This is a genomic window from Microtetraspora malaysiensis, from assembly GCF_001528665.1.
Taxonomy (GTDB): Bacteria; Actinomycetota; Actinomycetes; order Streptosporangiales; family Streptosporangiaceae; genus Microtetraspora_A; species Microtetraspora_A malaysiensis.
In genome coordinates this window covers 405,498-425,662 of the sequence record NZ_BBYJ01000017.1, presented here as the reverse complement: position 1 = coordinate 425,662, position 20,165 = coordinate 405,498, and the positions used below count along the sequence as shown (strand labels likewise).

22 protein-coding genes are annotated in these 20,165 nt (G+C 70.6%); 3 read left to right on the top strand and 19 right to left on the bottom strand.

What is annotated here, in order from left to right; all coding sequences use genetic code 11:
- The 3 genes from AWQ71_RS23630 to AWQ71_RS23620 form a co-directional block, all read right to left on the bottom strand.
- Nucleotides 1-360: an NADH-quinone oxidoreductase subunit A gene (locus AWQ71_RS23630; RefSeq protein ID WP_067136715.1), complete on the bottom strand. Its 360-nt coding sequence runs from the start codon at nt 358-360 to the stop codon at nt 1-3.
- A gap of 43 nt (nt 361-403) precedes the next feature.
- Nucleotides 404-1,711, bottom strand: coding sequence for a geranylgeranyl reductase family protein (locus AWQ71_RS23625; RefSeq protein WP_084259190.1), 1,308 nt, complete (start codon nt 1,709-1,711; stop codon nt 404-406).
- Between the two features lie 129 nt (nt 1,712-1,840).
- Nucleotides 1,841-2,578, bottom strand: coding sequence for a demethylmenaquinone methyltransferase (locus tag AWQ71_RS23620; RefSeq protein ID WP_067136713.1), 738 nt, complete (start codon nt 2,576-2,578; stop codon nt 1,841-1,843).
- Between the two features lie 101 nt (nt 2,579-2,679).
- Here AWQ71_RS23620 and AWQ71_RS23615 point away from each other — a divergent pair, with 101 nt between their 5' ends.
- Nucleotides 2,680-3,927, top strand: a complete 1,248-nt coding sequence (locus AWQ71_RS23615; protein WP_067136711.1) for a delta-60 repeat domain-containing protein — start codon at nt 2,680-2,682, stop codon at nt 3,925-3,927.
- Here the strand turns inward: AWQ71_RS23615 and AWQ71_RS23610 are convergent.
- A complete protein-coding gene (locus tag AWQ71_RS23610) occupies nt 3,924-4,133 on the bottom strand; it encodes a DUF4229 domain-containing protein (protein WP_067136709.1) in 210 nt (69 codons plus the stop codon). The two genes, AWQ71_RS23615 and AWQ71_RS23610, sit on opposite strands and share 4 nt — an antisense overlap.
- A 236-nt stretch (nt 4,134-4,369) precedes the next feature.
- Between AWQ71_RS23610 and AWQ71_RS40465 the strand changes: the two genes are divergently transcribed.
- Nucleotides 4,370-4,609, top strand: a complete 240-nt coding sequence (locus tag AWQ71_RS40465; RefSeq protein ID WP_084259189.1) for a BldC family transcriptional regulator — start codon at nt 4,370-4,372, stop codon at nt 4,607-4,609.
- Between the two features lie 169 nt (nt 4,610-4,778).
- Here AWQ71_RS40465 and AWQ71_RS23605 read toward each other — a convergent pair whose 3' ends face one another.
- Nucleotides 4,779-5,120 carry a hypothetical protein gene (locus AWQ71_RS23605; RefSeq protein ID WP_245658429.1) on the bottom strand — a complete coding sequence of 114 codons (342 nt, stop codon included), beginning with the start codon at nt 5,118-5,120 and terminating at the stop codon, nt 4,779-4,781.
- Nucleotides 5,121-5,130: 10 nt separating this feature from the next.
- Nucleotides 5,131-5,922 carry a hypothetical protein gene (locus tag AWQ71_RS23600; RefSeq protein WP_245658428.1) on the bottom strand — a complete coding sequence of 264 codons (792 nt, stop codon included), beginning with the start codon at nt 5,920-5,922 and terminating at the stop codon, nt 5,131-5,133.
- Nucleotides 5,923-6,329: 407 nt separating this feature from the next.
- Between AWQ71_RS23600 and AWQ71_RS23595 the strand changes: the two genes are divergently transcribed.
- The gene (locus AWQ71_RS23595) at nt 6,330-6,656 is read left to right on the top strand and encodes a PLD nuclease N-terminal domain-containing protein (RefSeq protein ID WP_067136870.1); all 327 of its coding nucleotides are present in this window, start codon (nt 6,330-6,332) and stop codon (nt 6,654-6,656) included.
- A gap of 64 nt (nt 6,657-6,720) precedes the next feature.
- On the opposite strand, the gene ccsB is transcribed toward AWQ71_RS23595, so the two are convergent.
- From ccsB to AWQ71_RS23530, 13 genes are all read right to left on the bottom strand, one after another.
- On the bottom strand, nt 6,721-7,698 hold the full coding sequence (gene ccsB / locus AWQ71_RS23590; protein ID WP_067136705.1) for a c-type cytochrome biogenesis protein CcsB: 978 nt from the start codon (nt 7,696-7,698) through the stop codon (nt 6,721-6,723).
- A gap of 3 nt (nt 7,699-7,701) precedes the next feature.
- Nucleotides 7,702-9,372 carry a cytochrome c biogenesis protein ResB gene (resB, locus tag AWQ71_RS23585; protein ID WP_067136703.1) on the bottom strand — a complete coding sequence of 557 codons (1,671 nt, stop codon included), beginning with the start codon at nt 9,370-9,372 and terminating at the stop codon, nt 7,702-7,704.
- A 1-nt stretch (nt 9,373) separates the two neighbouring features.
- Nucleotides 9,374-10,111: a cytochrome c biogenesis CcdA family protein gene (locus AWQ71_RS23580; RefSeq protein ID WP_067136701.1), complete on the bottom strand. Its 738-nt coding sequence runs from the start codon at nt 10,109-10,111 to the stop codon at nt 9,374-9,376.
- Nucleotides 10,098-10,679, bottom strand: coding sequence for a TlpA family protein disulfide reductase (locus AWQ71_RS23575; RefSeq protein WP_157570512.1), 582 nt, complete (start codon nt 10,677-10,679; stop codon nt 10,098-10,100). The genes AWQ71_RS23580 and AWQ71_RS23575 overlap by 14 nt, the downstream gene beginning before the upstream one ends.
- Before the next feature lie 76 nt (nt 10,680-10,755).
- Nucleotides 10,756-11,394: a histidine phosphatase family protein gene (locus AWQ71_RS23570; RefSeq protein ID WP_067136699.1), complete on the bottom strand. Its 639-nt coding sequence runs from the start codon at nt 11,392-11,394 to the stop codon at nt 10,756-10,758.
- Nucleotides 11,395-11,416: 22 nt separating this feature from the next.
- Nucleotides 11,417-12,316 carry a LysR family transcriptional regulator gene (locus AWQ71_RS23565; protein ID WP_067136697.1) on the bottom strand — a complete coding sequence of 300 codons (900 nt, stop codon included), beginning with the start codon at nt 12,314-12,316 and terminating at the stop codon, nt 11,417-11,419.
- A 56-nt stretch (nt 12,317-12,372) separates the two neighbouring features.
- Nucleotides 12,373-13,662, bottom strand: coding sequence for a glutamate-1-semialdehyde 2,1-aminomutase (hemL, locus tag AWQ71_RS23560; protein WP_067136695.1), 1,290 nt, complete (start codon nt 13,660-13,662; stop codon nt 12,373-12,375).
- A 34-nt stretch (nt 13,663-13,696) separates the two neighbouring features.
- A complete protein-coding gene (locus AWQ71_RS23555) occupies nt 13,697-14,341 on the bottom strand; it encodes a bifunctional DNA primase/polymerase (protein ID WP_067136691.1) in 645 nt (214 codons plus the stop codon).
- Between the two features lie 91 nt (nt 14,342-14,432).
- Nucleotides 14,433-15,422 carry a porphobilinogen synthase gene (gene hemB, locus AWQ71_RS23550; RefSeq protein WP_067136864.1) on the bottom strand — a complete coding sequence of 330 codons (990 nt, stop codon included), beginning with the start codon at nt 15,420-15,422 and terminating at the stop codon, nt 14,433-14,435.
- 67 nt (nt 15,423-15,489) lie between these two features.
- Nucleotides 15,490-17,076, bottom strand: coding sequence for a bifunctional uroporphyrinogen-III C-methyltransferase/uroporphyrinogen-III synthase (locus AWQ71_RS23545; RefSeq protein ID WP_067136689.1), 1,587 nt, complete (start codon nt 17,074-17,076; stop codon nt 15,490-15,492).
- Complete coding sequence (hemC, locus tag AWQ71_RS23540; protein WP_067136687.1) at nt 17,073-17,984, bottom strand: hydroxymethylbilane synthase; 912 nt, start codon at nt 17,982-17,984, stop codon at nt 17,073-17,075. The genes AWQ71_RS23545 and hemC overlap by 4 nt, the downstream gene beginning before the upstream one ends.
- Complete coding sequence (locus tag AWQ71_RS23535; protein WP_067136685.1) at nt 17,981-19,288, bottom strand: glutamyl-tRNA reductase; 1,308 nt, start codon at nt 19,286-19,288, stop codon at nt 17,981-17,983. The genes hemC and AWQ71_RS23535 overlap by 4 nt, the downstream gene beginning before the upstream one ends.
- The gene (locus AWQ71_RS23530; protein ID WP_067136678.1) at nt 19,285-20,022 is read right to left on the bottom strand and encodes a redox-sensing transcriptional repressor Rex; all 738 of its coding nucleotides are present in this window, start codon (nt 20,020-20,022) and stop codon (nt 19,285-19,287) included. The genes AWQ71_RS23535 and AWQ71_RS23530 overlap by 4 nt, the downstream gene beginning before the upstream one ends.
- Between the last annotated feature and the right edge of the window lie 143 nt (nt 20,023-20,165).

Below are 20,165 nucleotides of genomic sequence, written 5' to 3'. Positions count from 1 at the left end.
CTAATCCCAATCAAGACCGCGGCGGCGCCACACATAGGCGTACGCCACGAGGACGGTGACAATGAACAGCACCATCTCGACCAGCCCGAACAGGCCGAGACTGTCGAACGCGACCGCCCACGGATAGAGGAAGATGATCTCGATGTCGAACACGATGAACAGCATCGCTGTGATCATGTACTTCAGCGGGAAGCGTCCACCGCCGACGGGCTGCGGGGTCGGCTCGATGCCGCACTCGTAGGCGTCCAGCTTGGCGCGGTTCCAGCGCTTCGGCCCGGTGAAGGGGGCGATGCTGACGGAGAACGCGGCGAATCCCGCCGCGAGGACCGCGAGCACCAGGATGGGCACATACAGCTCCATGGCTACATGTCCTCGTTTGCTCGGTGGAAAAGGGTGATCGATCTCATGCGGACGGAGCCACCTTGGAGAGTGCGTTGATGATCCGGTCGGACGCGTCACCCCGCGGGTCGGTGAGATTGCCCAGGAGCTTCAGGGCGAACCTCATCAACCGCGGGTGCGGCATGGCATGCCGCGTGGCGAAGTTCATCACGCCGGGCCTGCCGATGGCCTCGACAAAATACCTGCCAAGCGTGAAATAGCCACCATAGGCGTCCTTGAGGATCTGCGGGTAGGCCCGCAGCACCCGTTCCCGGCGGGCGGGCGTGGGCTGGGAAAGCGCGGTGACCACGGCGTCTGCCGCGGTCCGGCCGGTCTCCATGGCGTACGCGATGCCCTCGCCGTTGAACGGGTTGATCATGCCGCCGGCGTCGCCGACCAAGACCAGGCCCCGAGTGTAGTGCGGCTGCCGGTTGAAGCCCATCGGCAGGGCCGCCCCCCGGACGGGGCCGATCATGTTCTCCTCGCTGTACCCCCACTCCGCGGGCATGTTCTTCACCCAGCGCTTGAGCAGGTCGCGGTAATCGATGTTCTTGAACGCGTCACTGGTGTTCAGCAGCCCGAGACCGACGTTCGAGGTGCCGTCGCCGACGCCGAAGATCCAGCCGTAGCCGGGGAGGAGCGTGTCGCCGTCCCACAGCTCCAGCCACGTCTCCAGGTAGTCGTCGTCGTGCCGGGGGCTGGTGAAGTAGGTCCGTACGGCGACGCCCATCGGGCGGTCCTGCCGCTTGTGCAGCCCCATGGCCAGGGAGAGCCGGGTGGAGTTGCCGTCGGCCGCGACGACCAGGCGCGAGCGGAAGGCGACCTCCTCGCCGTCCTGCTTGGCGGTGACGCCCACGACGTGGCCGCTGCGCTCGTCGAGGATCGGGCCGGTGACGTTGACGCCCTGCAGCAGCGTGACGCCGGCGCGCACGGCGTTGTCGGCCACGATCTGGTCGAAGTCCTTGCGGGTGCGGACCAGGCCGAAGTCGGGGAAGCTGGACAGCTCGGGCCAGTCGAGCTCGAAGCGCAGGCCGCCGCCGACGACCCGCAGGCCCCGGTTCCTGATCCAGCCCGGGGCGTCGATGTCGACGCCCATGTCGATGAGCTGCTTGACCGCCCTCGGCGTGAGCCCGTCGCCGCACACCTTCTCGCGCGGGAAGCGGGTCTTCTCCAGGAGGAGGACGGTCAGACCGGCCTGGGCGAGGTAAAAGGCGGTCGTCGATCCCGCGGGGCCGGCGCCGACGACGATGACGTCGGCGTCTCGTCCGCTTTCAGAGGCCGACGTCCGGTGGAACGGCGCCGATCTCGGCCGCGCAGGGGCTGACTCGCTCACGGGGGACCTGATTCCTGTCCTCGGGCGAAGATCTCACTGGTACGGGACCTTCGTGCCTTTGTGAACAACTTCACAAACTGTCGGCCGAAGTCTAACCCCTCTTGTGCGTTCCATGTCAGAGGGGTCTGACTACCGGTCGGTAATTTGCGGCTTCACCGCGCGGTGAAGCGCCACGATACCGAGCGAGAGGTTACGCCAGGCCACCTTCCCCCAGCCCGACTCCTGGATGATGCGCGCGAGCGCCGCCTGGTCCGGCCACTCCTGGATCGACTCCGCGAGGTACTCGTACGAGTCGGGGTTGGAGCTGACCATACGCGCGACCGGCGGGAGCAGCTTCATGAGGTACTGCGAGTAGACCAGCTCGAAGGGCTTGATCTGCGGCCTGGAGAACTCGCAGATAACGAGGCGGCCGCCCGGCCTGGTCACCCGCAGCAGCTCACGGAGCGCCTCGTGGGTGTCGGCCATGTTGCGCAGCCCGAACGAGATCGTGACCGCGTCGAACGCCCCGTCGGCGAAGGGCAGCCGCAACCCGTCGCCCGCGACGAATGTGACACCGCGCACTCCGCCGCCGGAGAGCCCGGCACCGCCGCGCCGCTCCACACCGGTGCGCAGCATGCCGAGAGAGAAGTCACAGGCGATCGCGCGCGCCCCCAGGAGGGTGAAGGCGTCCGTCGAGGTCCCGGTGCCGGCGGCCAGATCCAGCACCAGCTCGCCCGGACCCGCGTCGATCGCGGCGGACGTGGCCTTGCGCCACAACCGGTCCTGCCCAAGTGAGAGGACGTCGTTGACCAGGTCGTAGCGCCGGGCCGTGCGATCGAACATCGCCGCGACCTCGTGCGGCTGCTTGTCCAGGGAAGCGCGCGTCATGGAGGCAAGCCTAGGCGGCACCCGGGACACCATCTCCACACCCGCACCGAATGCACGGAACGTAGCTCATTGATTACGAAGAGTGTGCTAATACTTCGGGAATGCTTGCCAGACACTCCACCGCGCTGCTGCTCGCGGCGCTCGCCGTAGTCCCCGCGCTCCCCGCCGGCACAGCACAGGCCGGTGTCCGGCAGCCTGCCGTCGTCTCACAGAAGCCGGTCGCCAACACCCCCCACGTGCTGGACGGCATCGTGAACGCGATCGCCCTCGTCGGCGGCACGGTGGTCGTCGGCGGCGACTTCAGCGCCGTCAGCGACGCCGGCAGCAACACGCGGCTCTCCCGGAAGAACCTCTTCGCCTACGACCTGCGGACCGGCCGGGTCCTGCGCGGCTTCGCCCCCGAGATGAGCGGCCCCGTCTACGCCCTGGCCGCCGGGGACGACGCCACCGTCTACGCCGGCGGCTCGTTCGACGTCCCCGCAAGCGCGCTGGCGCGGATCAGCCTGGCCGACGGCTCGGCCGTCGCCTCCTTCGACGCTCCCGCGTACGGCGGCGGCGTCTCCGCCCTCGTCCGCCAGGGCGGCCGGCTCTATGTCGGCGGCGACTTCGCCATGATCGGCGGCACGCCCCGCACCGCGCTGGCCCGCCTCGACGCCGCCACGGGGGCCGTGGACCCGACGTTCACCATCGAACCCGGCAATCCGCGCGGGGCGACCGTCAAGGTCTACGCCATGGCCGCCACCGGTGACCGGCTCGCCATCGACGGCTCGTTCACCACGGTGAACGGGCTGCGCCGGCCGCAGGTCGCGCTGATCGACCTGGCCCGCGGCCGGGTGGCCGACTGGCGCACCGAGGCGTACGCGCCGTCCTGCATGGCGGTGTTCCCCTGGTACGTGCGCGGCCTCGACTTCTCACCGGACGGCAAGTTCTTCGTCGTCGTCACGACGGGCGGCCCGGCCCCGGACACCGGGAAGCTGTGCGACTCCGCCGCCAGGTTCGAGACGTACACCAAGGGAAACGACGTGCGGCCGACCTGGGTCAACCTGACCGGCGGCGACTCGCTCTACTCGGTCGCGGTGACCGGCGCGGCGGTCTACGTGGGCGGCCACCAGCGCTGGCTCGACAACCCCAAGGGCGCTGACAGCGCCGGTTCTGGAGCGGTCCAAAGGCCGGGCATCGGCGCGATCCACCCGACCACCGGCAAGGCCCTCGCCTGGAACCCCACACGCACCCGGGGAATCGGAGTAAAGGCGTTCCTGACGACAAAGAGCGGCCTTTTGGTGGGAAGTGACACGACGAAGCTCGGGCATGAGTACCATGCCCGGGTCGGTATGTTCCCGATGCCCTAGTTTCCAGATGGCGGGTGACGTTTCTGCGCCATCTGGGCGCTGACAGCGTCACGCTGCTTGGACAGGAGCACGTAGCTGGCCAGGCCACTCACGACGAAGGCCGCGATCAGCAGCCAGAACGTGCGCAGCCCGAGCAGATACAGGACCGCGAGGGCCACGGCGAACAGGCCGAGGCGGGAGAGCGTGTAAACGACAACCGGACGCACACCGTCGAGGTTACGCCACGGAGGCGAGTGACTCTCTTCGCATCCCGTGCGACCGCTGCTAGTGTGCCCAAGAGGGGCCTTTTGTAAAGAAACACCCATGAGCACCCCAAAGAGGCTCTATCATATAACAATCGGGCACTGAGCCGATAACAACCCGTGATCTTCTACGAAAACCACGGATAAATCAGGCTTCGCTCGGCACACTGGTTACCTGTCCGCCCGCTGCAGGACGCGGGATGCGAGGGGGAGAGATTGTGGAGAGTAGCAGCGAGCGACTGCTGACCCCTGGAGAGGTTGCCGCCCTCTTCCGGGTTGACCCGAAGACCGTGACACGTTGGGCCGCGGCGGGACGAATCAGCAGCATCCGTACCCCCGGGGGGCATCGGCGGTTCCGAGAGTCGGAAGTGCACGCCCTCCTCCGTGGAGAGGACGTTCTGACGGCCGAACGGCCGAACGGCGACTCACCTCGGGTCTGATACACCGACCAGGTGATCCTGCGTGCCACCCGGATGCCGCAGGGTCACCCGAGTCAGTACCTTCCCCTGGGCCGCTCTCCCGGGCCCGCAGGCTGGTGCCTGTCCTCCCGGCGCCGTTCTCATGGCGTCATGCCTCGCCTTCGTACGCCACGCGGCGCCATCGCGCCTCTCAGCGCACGTCCTGCCCATCCGCGTGGCCTCGGCGCGTGTTCTCCCGACGCGCGGGTCCGGTCCCCTCGGGGTCGGCGATCTCCTGCTCATCGCCGCCGGTTGACGCCTCGGCATCGGCCTTGAAAGCGAGGAACTCCCGCTCCAGGTCGTCGTTCTCCTCACGCCACCGGCGCCGCCGTTCGGCGTCCTCCTCCTCGGTGACCGACTCGGCGAGCCACCGTTCGTAGTCCGGCTCCCCCGGGACGACGTCGACGTACGCGTTGCCGATCAGGCGGCCGTCGTCGCTCGTCAGTGATTGCGGCACGCGCAGTGTCCCGTCAGTGAGCCGGATCACGTACATCCACGATCACCTAGATTCCATAGCGCCGGTTGAAGAACAGCATCACGTTCAGCGCCGCACGCGTGTCACCGCCCAGCATGTCGACCAGGGCCGGACGCTGCCGGGATGCGATCGCCGCGAACGCGTCGGCGAAGAACTCCTTGCGCCCCAGCCCACCGGGCTGCCGGTGGAACGCCGAGGCGAACAGCGGGAAGCATTCCTCGTACAGCGCGGCGAACTCGGGTGAGTCGGAGACCCACTCTCCCGGATGCGCGCCCACGTCGTCCAGAGCATGGCCGACTTCGTGCATCATCACGTCCGGTGTCGGGGACGGGCGATCGCCCACCACGATCTTGCGATCGCCGTACGCGCCGGCGCAGGCGTCCCAGGTGGCCCGGCCGGACGGCAGCGGGGCTCCACGCAGGTAGCCCATGTCGTCGAGGTCGGGGACGCCGCCGCGGCCCACGTAGATGCCGTCCAGCGTCGTGGCGAGCATCAACTTGAGGTTCTCCGGGAGTCGGGCGAGGCTCTCCACCGCCCGTACGGCGTCCGCCGAGGGCGGGCCGTCGGCGGCGTCCCACTCACGGTGGAGCACGCGTTCGAGCGGCCCGCAGTGCCGTCGGCCGTCCCGCAGGTCCGGGGCGTCCGGCCGGTGCGGTCGCGCCGTGGGCGCGTCGTCCAGCTCGAAGTCGCCCCACGTGTACTGGGGCCGGTCCACGACCGGGGCGGTGACCGCGTGGACACGCTCCGCCAGCCGCTCGGGGGAGCGTTCCTGCACACGCTCCCGTCCCTCCGGGAAGCGCTCCTGGAGGCGTTCGCGCACGCGCTCAGGGGAACGCTCCGGCGCGTCCGCGCCCCGCCCCTGCTGCGTGTACCCGCCGCGCTGCCACCATCGCGGGCCGCGCCGGTGGCGGCCCCTATCTCCCGACTGCGCCATGGCCCCCGCCCGTCGCCTCGTCGGGAGCGGCCCTGTGCGGCGCCCCCTCCGTCTCGCGCCCCGGCGGGATCAGTCCGCCTACGGTGCTCATGTGCTCACCCGTCCCTCGCTCTGGGCGGTGCCCACCGCCGCGCCGGGCCCGGGTGTGATCCGGGGGGCGCGGTACCGGTCCACCGTACGTTGCGGGTCCGGGCCTCGTCATCCCCCCGGTAAGGCCGTCCGTCGCGCGTGAAAACCCCTACCGCTACGGCGACGCGGCCCGATCAAGCGGCGGCATGGCTTACCGTGTGGGCATGCCTAGCGTGATTCTCGGTTTGGCGCTGTTGGCCTTCTGGCTCTACTGCCTGTTCGACGTGATCACGACACCGGATGACGCGGCGCGCAACCTCCCCAAACTTCTGTGGGTGCTGATCGTGCTGTTCCTGGCCGCGCTCGGTGGCGTGTTCTGGCTGGCCCTCGGACGTCCCAGGAGCGGCGACGCCGTGCTGGGCGGAGCGGTGCCGTCCGGAGGGCGGGACGAGACATGGCAGCGGCCCCCGCGCGCCGAGGCGCCACGGGGGCCGGACGACGACCCGGAGTTCCTGCGCGCGCTGGAGCGCCGGCTGCGGAACGAGGACTGACCCGAGACCGGGTGAGCTGCGCGGGGGCCGGGCGGCCCGGCCCCGCGTGCGGCGGGGCCGCCGCCTACTTGGGGACGTCCGCGTAGGAGTGCAGCCCGCTGAAGAAGATGTTGACGCCGACCAGGTTGAACAGCAGGCAGCCGAACGCCACCAGCGACACGATCATGGCCGCCTTGCCGCGCCATCCGGCGGTCGCCCGGGCGTGCAGGTACGCCGCGTAGGCGATCCAGGTGATGAAGGACCAGACTTCCTTGGGGTCCCAGCCCCAGTAACGGCCCCAGGCGCGGTCGGCCCACAGCGCCCCCGCGATGACGGCGAACGTCCAGATGGGGAACGCGATCACGATCGCACGGTGCGCGATGCGGTCGAGCTGCTCCTTCGACGGCAGCACCGACAGCCGCCCGTCGTTGCGCACCAGGTAGAGGGCGGCGCTCACCCCGGAGACCAGGAACAGCCCGCCCGCGATGACGGCGGCGGTCACGTGGATCGCGATCCAGTACGAGTTCAGCGCGGGCATCACCGGGCCCGCCTGGACGTGCAGGAAGAGGACGGCGAAGCCGAGGCCGAGCGCCGCCGCCACCGTCACGAACGCGCCGAGGAACCGGATCGGCTGCCTGGTGAGCAGGATGAGGAACACGGTCACCGAGGCGAAGCACAGCGCCACGACGAACTCGTACATGTTGCCCCAGGGCCAGCGGTCCACCGCGATGCCGCGGGTGAGGATGCCGCCCAGGTTGGTCGCCCAGCCGAGCCAGGAGACGGCGACCGCGACCGCGCCGGACTTGATCGCCCAGCCCGCGGGCGGGACCGTCGTGGCGGGGCCGGCGTCCTCGTCCGCCGGCTCTGCGGGGGCGGAGGAGTCCGCTCCCGCGCCGACGGCGACGAGCCGGCGGCTCTTTGCCGGGGCGACGGCCGTGCGGGCCCTGCCGAAGGCCAGCTCCAGCGCGTAGGCGATCATGGCGGCGAGGTAGAGCAGGACGGTCACCAGGATGAGCTGGTCGCTCAGCGTGGCGAGGCCCTCGTTGACCTGGGCGGGCGGCATCTTCTACTCCTCGGACGAGCGAGTGCTCGGCGAAACGGGTTCGCGGTCGGGCGCGGAGACGTCCTCGGACCGGTCCTCCGGCTGAGGGTGCTCGGAGGGCCCGGAGGGGGTGGCACCGCGAAGCTTCGTGACGATCTCGGCGAACTCCTCCGCGAAGCTCGCTCCACCGCCCTCGGTGCGGGTCAATCCTCCCACCGTGACCTGTCGGCCCTTCATCCGCACCCACACGCGGCGGCGCTGCACGGTCAGCGACAGCACCAGGCCGATCACGGCCAGGGCGGCGGCGATCAGGGCGGGCAGCCGGCCCGGGTCGTAGGCCATCTGCAGGCTGATCCACTCCTTGACGCCGGTGAACTGGATCGTCCCGGCGCCGTCGGCGAGTTCCTTGGTGTCCCCGACGTTGAGCGGGGTGGGCTGGGCGGACATCTTGCCCAGCGGCTTCAGGCTCTTGGTGTCGAGCTGGTAGACCGACTGGGGCTGCCCGGACTTCAATCCGAGATCACCCGAGAACGGGAAGATCTGGACGGTCGGGTTGGCCGCGCCGGGGAAGACCGATACCCACGCCTTGCCGTTGGGCACGGTGGACGGCAGGAAGCGGACCAGGAAGCCGAGTTGGTCGGGCTGGGCGTCCGGGACCTTGATGACGCACTCGGAGGTGTAGGTCATCTGGTCGCCCGCCAGGCAGGGGACCGGCCCCTCGAATGCCGTGTTGCCCTTGCCGTCGACGACCTTGAACGTGGGCGCGTAGCCGTGGCCGATGAGGTAGGTCAGCGTGCCGTTCACGTCGAGCGGCTCGTTGACCTTCAGCTCGACGTCACGCGGGCCCGAGGTGGGTGTGTCCTGCACCGACAGCGTGGCCGAGTAGTCGAGCGGCTGGCCCCGCTTCTCCCCCGACGCGATGTACGTCGCCTGGAAGTCCTGCACCGTGAACGAGAACGGCTCGAGCGACTCGGCCGACACCTGCTGTCCCGGGATGAAGCGGTCGTAGGCGGCCACCGTGTTCGAGAAGCCCTCGCCCTCCACGACCAGGACGTTGCCCCGGTAGCCGAACAGCGCACCCGCGCCGACCGCGAACAGCAGCGCGAGCAGCGAGACGTGGAAGAGCAGGTTGCCCGTCTCACGCAGGTAGCCCTTCTCGGCCGCGACCCAGTCGGGGCCGGTGACCACGCGGAACCGGTCGCGGCGCAGCCGCGCCGCCGCCTCCTCGACGGTCAGGTCGCCGTCGAAGGCCGCGTTCTGCGGGAGCCGGCGCAGGTTGCGCGGCGCGGCCGGCGGCTTCTTGCGCAGTTCCTTGAAGTGGACGACCACCCGCGGGAAGACGCATCCGGCGAGCGAGAGGAAAAGCAGCAGGTAGATCGCGGCGAACCAGGGCGACGTGAAGACGTCGAACATCCAGAACCGGTCCAGCCACTCGGCCTCGGTCGGGCTGTTCTGGAAGTACCGCGCGACCCGGCCGGGATCGACGCTCCGCTGCGGGTAGATCGACCCGGGCACCGAACCGAGCGCGAACAGGAACAGCAGGATCAGGGCGGTGCGCATGGACGTGAGCGTCCGCCAGCCCCACCGCAGCCAGCCGACCACGCCGAGCCCGACGGGCCGCGTCTCCCGCTCCTCGGTGGCCCCGGTCGCATCGCTCGGCTCGGTCGCCTCGGTCGTCTCGTTCTTCTTGGTCATCTCAGATCACCGGCTTGAATCCGCCCACCCACACCTGCAGGCCGGCGATGAGGTCACCCCAGAGCCCGGTCACCAGGAGGATCCCGACGGCCACGAGCATCGCGCCGCCGATCCTGGTGATCAGCCGTGAGTGGCGGCGGACCGCCTTGAACGCGTGCAGCGCCCGGCGGTAGGCGAGCCCGGCGAGCACGAAGGGCAGCCCCAGCCCCAGCGCGTACGCGAAAGCGAGCGCGGCGCCGCGGGCCGCGCTGCCCTGGTCGACCGAGAGCGCGAGGACCACGGCGAGCGTGGGCCCGATGCACGGGGTCCAGCCGAGGCCGAAGACGACGCCGAGCAGCGGTGCTCCGGCGAGCCCGGCGGAGGGCACCTTGTGGATGCGGACGTCGCGCTGGAGGCCGGGCACCAGCCCGATGAAGGCCAGCCCGAGAACGATCGTGACCACGCCGAGCACCCGCGTGATCAGCTCCATGTTGCCGAACAGGACACCGCCGAGGCCGCCGAAGAGCGCGCCCCCGAGCACGAACACCGCGGCGAACCCGAGGACGAACAGGGCGCTGCCCAGCACCATCCGCCCGCGCCTGGGATCGCTGCTCATGCCCGTGACGTACGACAGGTAGCCCGGCACGAGCGGCAGCACGCACGGCGACAGGAAGGACACCACGCCGGCCGCGACCGCGATCGGCACCGCGACCAGCAGCGAGCCGGACGCGACGGTGGAGGCCAGGTCAGCCGCGCTCATCGCTGACCTTGTCGATCGCGGCGAGCAGGTCGTTGTACTTCACCGCGCCGAGGGCCCGGGCGGCGATCCGCCCCTGCCCGTCGATGATCAGCGTGGACGGGATGGCGGCGGGCGGGACCGTGCCCTGGAAGGAGAGCAGGACCCGGCCCGCCTGATCGAAGATGCTGGGATATCCGGGCTGCAGCGAGCGGTCGTACGCCTGGGCGGCCGCCTTCTGGTCCTTGAAGTTGACGCCGAGGAACTGGACGCCCTTCTCCTTGGTCTTGGCCGCGATGTCCTTGAGCACCGGCCCCTCGGCGCGGCACGGCGCGCACCAGGACGCCCAGAAGTTCAGGACGTAGACCTTGCCGCTGCCGAGCTTCTCCGTCGCGCCGTCGAGGGTCGTGCCCTCGATGGCCGGCGCCGTGGTGCGGCTCGCGGCGTCGAAGACCTGGACTTTGCCGTCACCGGGGACGAAGCGGGTGTCACCGGACTGCGGCTGCGCCTCCTGGTTCCCGGCACAACCCGCGAGGGCTGTCACGGCCAGAGCGATGCTCGCCGCGATCAGAGACAAACTCTTGGCGGACACGCGGGAGTATCTCCTAAAACTACAACCGGTAGAGCTGTAACTCTACCCAGCGGATCCGGTGCTCCCGTCGCGGGGCTCACGCTCCGGGAACAGGATTGTCGTGCAGCAGGGCCCCGGCGGGCTCGCTGTAGCCGATGCTGGCCAGCCGGTCGCCCTCGAACGTGAAACTGGTGAGGCTGGCGAGGGAACACTGGCGGCGGCGCGGGTCGTGCCACAGCCGCCGCCGCTCGGCCGCCAGACGGATGATCCAGATGGGCAGCTGGTGGCTGACCAGCAGCGCCTCGTGCCCTCGGGCCGCCGCCCTTGCGTCGTCGATGGCCACCTTCATCCGCCGGACCACCTCGTCGTACGGCTCGCCCCAGGACGGGCGGAACGGGTTCACGAAGTGGCGGTAGGCGCGCACGTCGCGGAAGACGCCGTTGCCGCCGGCCACCCGCATCCCCTCGAAGACGTTGGCCGCCTCGATCAGCCGCTCGTCGAGGACGACCTCCAGGTCGAGGACGGCCGCCAGGGGCGCCGCGGTCTCCTGGGCCCGTTCCATCGGGGAGCTGCGCAGGACGACGATGTCGCGCCCGCCGATCGCCTTGGCGACGGTCTCGGCCATCAGGCGGCCGTTCTCAGACAGGTGGTAGCCGGGCAGCCTGCCGTACAGGATGCCTTCGGGGTTGTGAACCTCGCCGTGACGGAGCAGGTGGACGACGGTGGTCTCGGTCATGGCAGGTGAGCCTACCCGCCGGTCATGCGGCGCACGCGGCGCGCATCAGCGCGTCCACGGCGGCCCTGATGGCGGGGCGGCGGGCGGCGTCGGTGCGCCACAGGGCGTAGATGCGGCGCTGGAGCCGGGGCACGACGGGGATGGCGCGCACGCCCTCGGGCAGCCGGCCGCGTCCGAGGCGGGGGATGAGGGCGCATCCGTGGCCCGCGGCGACGAGCGCGAGCTGCGTCGGGTACTCGTCGGCCATGCAGACGATCTTCGGCTCTTTCTCGGCGGACCTGAGCAGGAACATCAGGAAGTCGTGGCAGACGGTGCCGGACGAGCTGCTGATCCAGCCCTCGCCCGGGAGGTCGGCCAGCTCGATCTCCCGCTTGTCCGCCAGCGGGTGGCCGGCGGGCACCGCCACGTCCGCGATGTCGTCGAGCAGCGGGGCGCGGGACAGCCCGTCCGGGATGGCCATCGGCCGGTTCATCCAGTCCTGGACCACGGCGAGGTCGATCTCGCCCCGGGTCACCTCGCGCATCTGCCGCTCGGGCTCGCGCTCGTACATGACCACGTCGAGGTCGGGATGCTGTTGCTTGATCGTCGCCAGCGCCTGGGGCATGATCCCCCGGGCCGCGGTCGGGAACGCGGCCAGGACGAGCCGCCCCACCACAGCGCCGCGTAGCGCCTCGAAGTCGGCCTCGGCCGTCTCGACCAGGGCGAGGATCTTCTCCGCGTGGTCGGCGAGCAGCCCGGCCGCGTCGGTGAGCTTGACGCCGCGCCCGTTGCGCTCGACCAGGACCGCCCCGGTCTCGCGTTCGAGCTTGGCGAGCTGCTGCGAGATCGCCGACGGGGTCACCATCAGCGCCTCGGCGGCGGCCGCCACGGAACCGTAGACGGCCACCGCGTGCAGCGCCTTCAACCGGTTCAGGTCCAACATGTAAGTCAGTCTAAACGGTTGAGGCGGTTTTAGCCCGGTGCCGCTGAACTGTCGCTTTACAGCGTGGCGGCGGCGGCCTTGGCGGCGAGCGGCAGCGCCTCGACGACCTGGGTCAGCGCCTCCTCATCGTGGGCGGCGGACAGGAACCACGCCTCGAACGCCGACGGCGGGAGGTACACGCCCTGGTCGAGCATCCCGTGGAAGAACGCCCGGTACGCCTCCGCGCTCTGCACCTTCGCCGCGGCGAAGTCGTGCACCGGCCTGTCGGTGAAGAAGATCGAGAACAGGTTGCCGGCCCGCTGCAGGCTGTGCGGCACGCCCTCGGCCGCCAGCGCGTCGGACGCGGCCTGACCGACGGCCAGCGCGGCGGCGTCCACCCGCTCGTACACGCTCGCGTCGCAGGCCCGCAGCGTCGCCAGGCCGGCGGCGGAGGCGAGCGGGTTGCCGGCGAGCGTCCCCGCCTGGTAGACCGGCCCCTCCGGCGCGAGCAGCGCCATCACCTCGGCCCGGCCGCCGAAGGCCGCGGCCGGCATCCCGCCGCCCATGACCTTGCCGAACGTCATGAGATCGGCCTCGACCGGGTCGAGGCCGTACCAACCGGCGGCGGAGACGCGGAAACCGGTCAGCACCTCGTCGATGATCAGCAGCGCGCCGTGCTCGGTGCACAGCTCGCGCAGCCGCTGGTTGAAGCCGGGCAGCGGCGGGACCACGCCCATGTTGGCCGGGCACGCCTCGGTGATGACGCACGCGATCTCGAACGCGCGGAACGCCTCCTCGACCGCCTCGACCGAGTTGTACGGCAGGACGATCGTGTCGGCGGCCGACGCGCCGGTCACACCGGGCGTGTCCGGGAGGCCGAACGTCACCAGCCCCGAGCCCGCCGACGCCAGCAGGGCGTCCACGTGCCCGTGGTAGCAGCCGGCGAACTTGATGATCTTCGATCGGCCGGTGAAGCCACGGGCGAGCCGCACCGCCGACATGGTGGCCTCGGTGCCGGAGCTGACCAGCCGGACCTTCTCCACGGGGGCGACCCGGGAGGCGATCTCCTCGGCGAGCAGGACCTCGCCCTCGGTCGCCGTACCGAACGACAACCCCCGCGCCAGCGCGCCCTCGACGGCCTCCATCACGGCCGGATGGCGATGGCCGAGGATCATCGGCCCCCAGGAGCACACCAGATCGACGTAGCGGTTGCCGTCCACGTCGGTGATGTAGGGCCCCTGGCCCGAGGCCATGAACCTCGGCACTCCCCCGACCGCGCCGAACGCGCGCACCGGGGAGTTGACGCCACCGGGCACGATCCGCCGCGCCCGCTCGAACAGTTCCGCTGACTTCTCCGTACGGCTCACGCCTCCCAGCCTACGGGCGGCGCATGACGACCTCTCACTCGCAGGCGTCGACGAGCAGGTCCAGGACGCGGAGCGGGTCGGGGAGGGGACGCCCGTCCGGCGGCCGCAGCCAGCTCGCCGTCGCGCCGCTCAGCAGCGTCGAGGGCGGGGCGAGCACATAGCTGTCGCGGCAGTGCCAGCGCAGTCCCGGGGAGGCCTCGATCGTCGCCGGGTCGCAGTCGAGGTGGCAGGACCACCACTCGTCCTCGTCCTCGGGGGCGCCCCTGGTGGCCACATAGAAAAGGACCCGGTCGCCGTTCTCGGCGACCGGGCCCGTGGCCTGTCCGGTGGCGTCCATGGCGGCCAGGGCCGCCATTCCGGCGGTGGACGGTACGTCGAACACGTCGAACACCCGGCCCGTGGGCAGGATCACGTTCGCGTCGGGGTTGTGCTCCCACCAGCGCGTGAGGCGGGCGGAGTCCACCGTCGCCTCCATCTGCCACGCCGGGGACAGCGGGTGCGCGCCCGGGTCGGGACAGCCGACCCGGTCGCAGGAACAGGCGCGCCCACCCTCACTGAGCGGGTGGGCGCCAAGACAGCTCGCCCAGCCGAGCTGGGCGTATTCAAGTACAGATGTGATTTTCCGTGGCTTTCGATGCGCACGTCGTTTCGTACGGCGGACCAGCGGTGCCCCCACCATCGTGCTCCTCCCCCACGGATGCTCGTTTGCTGTACCTGATAATGCCCTTGACGGATCAGCGCGCGCAGCGCCACCCCCCGTGGAACGCGCGCTATGCCCGGAGCCGCCGCGCGACCTCGGTGGCCCAGTAGGTCAGGATCATGTCGGCGCCGGCCCTGCGGATCGCGACGAGCGACTCCATGATGGTCCGCTCGCGGTCGATCCAGCCGTTCGCCGCCGCCGCCTCGATCATCGCGTACTCGCCGCTCACCTGGTAGGCCGCCACGGGCACCTCGACCGTGTCGCGCACCTGGCGGAGGATGTCCAGGTACGGCAGCGCGGGCTTGACCATCACCGCGTCCGCGCCCTCGGCGAGGTCGAGCCGCACCTCCCGCAGCGCCTCGCCGACCGGTCCGGCCGGGTCCTGCTGGTACGCGCTGCGATCGCCGAACTGCGGCGCGCATTCGGCGGCGTCGCGGAACGGCCCGTAGAACGCGGAGGCGTACTTCGCCGAGTAGGCGAGGATCGGCACGTCGGCGAAGCCCTCGGCGTCGAGCGCCCGCCTGATCGCGCCGACCTGGCCGTCCATCATGCCGCTCGGCGCGATCACCCGTGACCCCGCCCGCGCCTGGGCGACGGCCGCGGAGGCGTACCGCTCCAGCGTGGCGTCGTTGTCCACCTCGCCGGAGTCGGTCAGCAGGCCGCAGTGGCCGTGGTCGGTGTACTCGTCGAGGCAGGTGTCGGTCATCAGGACCAGCGCGTCGCCGATCTCGGAGGCGAGATCGGCGAGCGCGAGTTGGACGATCCCCTGCGGGTCGTCGGCCGCCGAGCCGCGCGCGTCCTTGTGCAGGGGGATGCCGAACAGGATGACCCCGCCGACGCCCGCCTCCGCCGCCTCGTGAACGGCCTTGCGCAGCGAGTCGCGGGTGTGCTGGACGACCCCCGGCATGGACGCCACCGGCTGCGGGTCGGCGACGCCCTCCTTGACGAACACGGGCAGGATCAGGTCGGCCGGGTGCAGACGCGTCCCGGCGACCAGGCGGCGCATCGAGGCGGTACGGCGCAGCCGACGCGGCCGGGCCGCCGGAAATTCAGCGTTCACGATCGTCTTCTCCACTCGGACTGGACGGACCCGGACCGGCGCCGGCGCGGTCACCGGCGAGGTGACATCACTTGAAGCGCCGGCGCGCCCCTCTGCGGTTCTGTGAGGGCCTGCGCGGCATCTCACCGGCCGAGATGGCCGCGTGCCGCTGCTTGGCACCGTACTCCGCCAGGGCCGCCGCGAGCGCGGAGGCGGACGGCCTGTCGGCCATCACGTCGACCCGCAGCCCGAACTCCTCGGCGGTCTTGGCCGTCTGCGGCCCGATCACGGCGATCACGGTCACGTTGTGCGGCTTGCCGGCGATGCCGACCAGGTTCCGCACCGTGGACGACGAGGTGAACAGCACCGCGTCGAAGCCGCCGCCCTTGATCGCCTCCCGGATCGGGGCCGGCGGCGGCGCCGCGCGCACCGTGCGGTACGCGGTCACGTCGTCGCACTCCCAGCCCAGCTCGGTGAGGCCCGCGACCAGCGTCTCGGTCGCGATGTCCGCCCGGGGCAGCAGGACGCGGTTGATCGGGTCGAGCATCGAGTCGTACGGCGGCCACTCCGCGAGCAGGCCCTCGGACGACTGCTCGCCGGTCGGGACCAGGTCGGGCCTCACGCCGAACTCGACGAGGGCCCGGGACGTCGCGCCGCCGACGGCGGCGACCTTCAGCCCGGCGAACGCCCGCGCGTCCAGGCCGTACTCCTCGAACTTCTCCCGCACCGCCTTGACCGCGTTGGCGCTGGTGAAGGCGACCCACTCGTAGCGGCCGGTGACCAGGCCCTTGATGGCGCGGTCCATCTGCTGCGGCGTCCGGGGCGGCTCGACGGAGATCGTCGGCACCTCCTCCGGTACCGCGCCGTACGAACGGAGCTGCTCGGACAGGCCCTCGGCCTGCTCCTTGGTGCGCGGCACCAGGACTCGCCAGCCGAACAGCGGCTTGGTCTCGAACCACGACAGGCGGTCACGCATGCCGACCGCGTCGCCGACGACGATGAGCGCCGGCTCGGTCATGCCCGCGTGCTTGAGGTCGGGGCCGAGGCGGCCGAGCGACGACACGACGGTGAACTGCTCGGTGGTGGTGCCCTCGCTGGTCACCGCAACCGGCGTGGTGTCCGGCTTGCCCGCGGCGATCAGCGCCTTGGCGATCGGCACGGCCTCGGCGACGCCGTTGTAGATCACCAGGGTGCCCTCGCACCCGGCGTGCCGCGCCCAGTCGTCCACCTGGGCGGCGTCGACGATGCGGAACTCGGAGACGGCCACCGCTGGCGGGATGCCCGCGTAGGTGAGCACGGCCGTCGCCGGCGGGACCCCGGGAACGATCTCGAAGTCCACGTCGGCCTTGGCGCAGGCCGCGACCTCCTCCACCACGGAGGAGAAGAACGACGGGTCGCCCGGGCACACCCGCACGACCGTCCGTCCGGACTTGGCGTCCTGCAGCGTCTTCAGCGATATCGAGTTCTCCGCGGCGTCCGCGGAGATGTCCACCACTTCGACGCCCTCGCGGCAGTGCCGCAGCAGCGGGGCGTGCGCCTGCTGGTCGAGCACAACGACGTCCGCCCTGCCCAGCAGGTCGGCGCCACGCAATGTGAGCAGGTTCTCGTCACCGGGGCCGGCGCCGACGAAGGCGACGAAACCCGATCGGGGCTCTGGAACGGTATTGGGGCTCAATGGGCCTGCTCCCCCATCAATGTGCCGGCCCCCTCGGCGATCATGGCGGCCGCGAGATCACGGCCGAGGTCCATGGCCGCCAGACGGGGTCCGGAGGTGGACTTGCGCACTGACCGCACGCCGTCGATGGCGACGACGGTCGCGGTCAGGTTGAGAATGTGCCCGTCATCCGAGGCGAAAGCACCTACTGGTGCCGCACAACCGGCTTCGAGGGCGGAAAGCACGGCGCGCTCCGCGGTAACCGCCGTGCGGGTTCGCGGGTCGTCGAGGACGCCCAGCAACTCGATCAGGTCGGCGCGGTCGGACGAGCACTCGACCGCGAGCGCCCCCTGACCGGGCGCCGGAAGCACCTCGTCGACCTCGAAGATCTGCGAGATCTCGCCGTCGCGCCCCAGACGGCGCAGGCCGGCGGTGGCCAGCACGACGGCGTCCAGCTCACCGGCGGCGATCTTGCCGATCCGTGTGGGCGCGTTTCCCCTGATCGGGACGTAGTGGAGATCCGGCCGCAGGGCACGGAGCTGCGCGACACGGCGCGGCGACCCGGTGCCCACCCTGGCGCCGGGCGCCAGGTCGGCCAGCTTGGCGGAGCTCACCAGCGCGTCACGCGGATCCTCGCGCAGCGCCGTGGCGACGAGCGTGATCCGGGGATCGTCGGCCGTCGGGAGGTCCTTGAGCGAGTGGACGGCGAAGTCGATCTCACCGTCGATCAGCTTGTTGCGCAGTTCGCTGACGAACACGCCGGTGCCGCCGAGCTGGGTGAGGTTCGCCCGGGAGACGTCACCGAACGTGGTGATGCCGACGAGTTCCACCGCGCGCCCGGTCAGCTCGGTGAGCCGCTTGGCCACCAGGCCCGACTGGGTCGTGGCCAACTCGCTCTTGCGGGTACCCATCCTCAAAGGAGCGGTCATGACTCGACCTCCATCCGTGACACGGCCTCGGGCTTCAACGGGTCCAGGTTGAACAGCTCACGGAGCGCGTCCGCGTACTGGTCGCCGCCGGGCGAGGACGCCAGCCGCTTCACGCGTACGGTCGGCTCGTGGAGCAGCTTGTCCACGACCCGGTTGACGGTCTGCGTGACCTCGTCGCGCAGACGTCCCTCCAGTTCGGGGACGCGGGAGATCAGCCGGCCCATCTCGGCCTCGACCACCTCGGCGGCCTTGCTGCGCAGCGCCACCACCGTGGGCGTCACCCGGGCCGCGCGCGCGGCCTCCAGGTAGGCGGCCACCTCCTCGGTGACGATCGCCTGAACCGCCGCGATGGCCTCGGCCCGGCCGCCGTCGCCGATGTCGTCGGCGACCCCGGCCTGCTGCATGGACTCCAGGTCGACCAGCGTCACGCCGGGCAGCGCCCGTACGTCGGGGTCGACGTCGTGCGGCAGGGCCAGGTCGAGGAGGAACAGGTCGCGGCCGCGGCCCACCGCGCCGGCGACCGTGTCCGGGGTGATCAGGCACGTCCCGGCGCCGGTGCAGGAGATGACGAGATCAGCCTCCGCGATCTCGGCGGCGACGTCGTCCAGGCGCACCGCGCGCCCGGCGACGGACTCGGCCAGCCGTACGGCGCGCTCGTAGGTGCGGTTGGCGATGACGATGTCGGTCACGCCGGAACGGACCAGGGTGGCCGCCGCCAGCGCGCTCATCGAGCCCGCCCCGACGACCAGCGCCCGCATCCCGGTGATCGGGCCGAGCTCGCGCTCGGCGAGGGTCAGGCCGACGCCGACGAGCGACGCGCCCGCCCGGTCGATGGCGGTGTCGGCGTGCGCGCGCTTGCCGACGCGCAGGGCCTGCTGGAAGAGCTCGTTGAGAATCGAGCCCACGGTGTCCTGATCCTGGGCCAGCTTGAGCGCCACGCGGATCTGACCGAGGATCTGCCCCTCGCCGACGACCATCGAGTCGAGGCCGCAGGCCACCGAGAACAGGTGGTGCACGGCGCGGTCCTCGTACTGCACGTAGAGGTGCGGGGTGAGCTGCTCCTGCGGGATGCCGCAGTGGTTGGCGAGCAGGTCGGTGACGGCCGTCACCGCTCCGTGGAAGCGGTCCACGTCGGCGTAGATCTCGACCCGGTTGCAGGTCGAGACGACCATCACCTCGGACACGGTGGCCTCGTCGCGCACGTCGAGGAGCAGCTTGACGAGGGCGTCCCCGCTCACGGAGACGCGTTCGAGGAGGGCCACCGGAGCCGTGCGGTGGCTGAGGCCGACGACGAGGATGCTCATTGGCTCGCCTCGCCCAGCGCCGCCCCGCGCTCACTCACTACGACCACCTCATCGGGCCACTCATCGCCCATCATGGGCCCTCCACTCGCCTTACGCTGCTCGTGGAACGCAAGAATCTGCAGTTCAATGGACAAATCGACTTTACGGACATCAACGTCATCCGGCACCGTCAGCACCACGGGGGCGAAGTTCAAAATACTGGTGACCCCTGCGGCGATGACGCGGTCACAGACCTGCTGCGCCGCCGTCGCCGGCGTCGCGATCACCACGATGGACACCCCGCGCTTCCTGATCACTGACTCCAGGCCGTCGGCATGTTCCACCACGAGCCCGGCGATGCGCTCACCCACCACCGCGGGGTCGGCGTCGAAGAGGCCCGCGACCCGGAAGCCGCGGGACACGAACCCCCCATAGTTCGCGAGCGCTCGCCCGAGGTTACCCACCCCCACGATGGCGACGGCCCAATCCTGGGTGAGACCTAGCTCACGGGAGATCTGGTAGATCAGGTACTGGACGTCGTATCCGACCCCGCGCGTGCCGTACGAGCCGAGGTGGGAGAGGTCCTTGCGGAGCTTCGCCGAGTTCACCCCGGCCGCGACCGCCAGGTCCTCCGAGCTCACTGTGGCGGTGCCGCGCTCAGCGAGCCCGTTCAACGCACGCAGATAGAGCGGCAGTCTCGCGACCGTCGCATCGGGAATGCCACGCTCACGCGCTTGAGGGATACGGCGGGTCACTTGCCGGTGCTCCAGGGGGACGGACTGCCGGAGGACGCCCCCCGGCCGTACGAGCGGATGTAACCGATTTCGCGTTCCTACAGGTTAGTGCCTTTGTGAAGAGATGCACAAAGTCGGTGTCCCGTTCACTGTCCCAAAGCAGG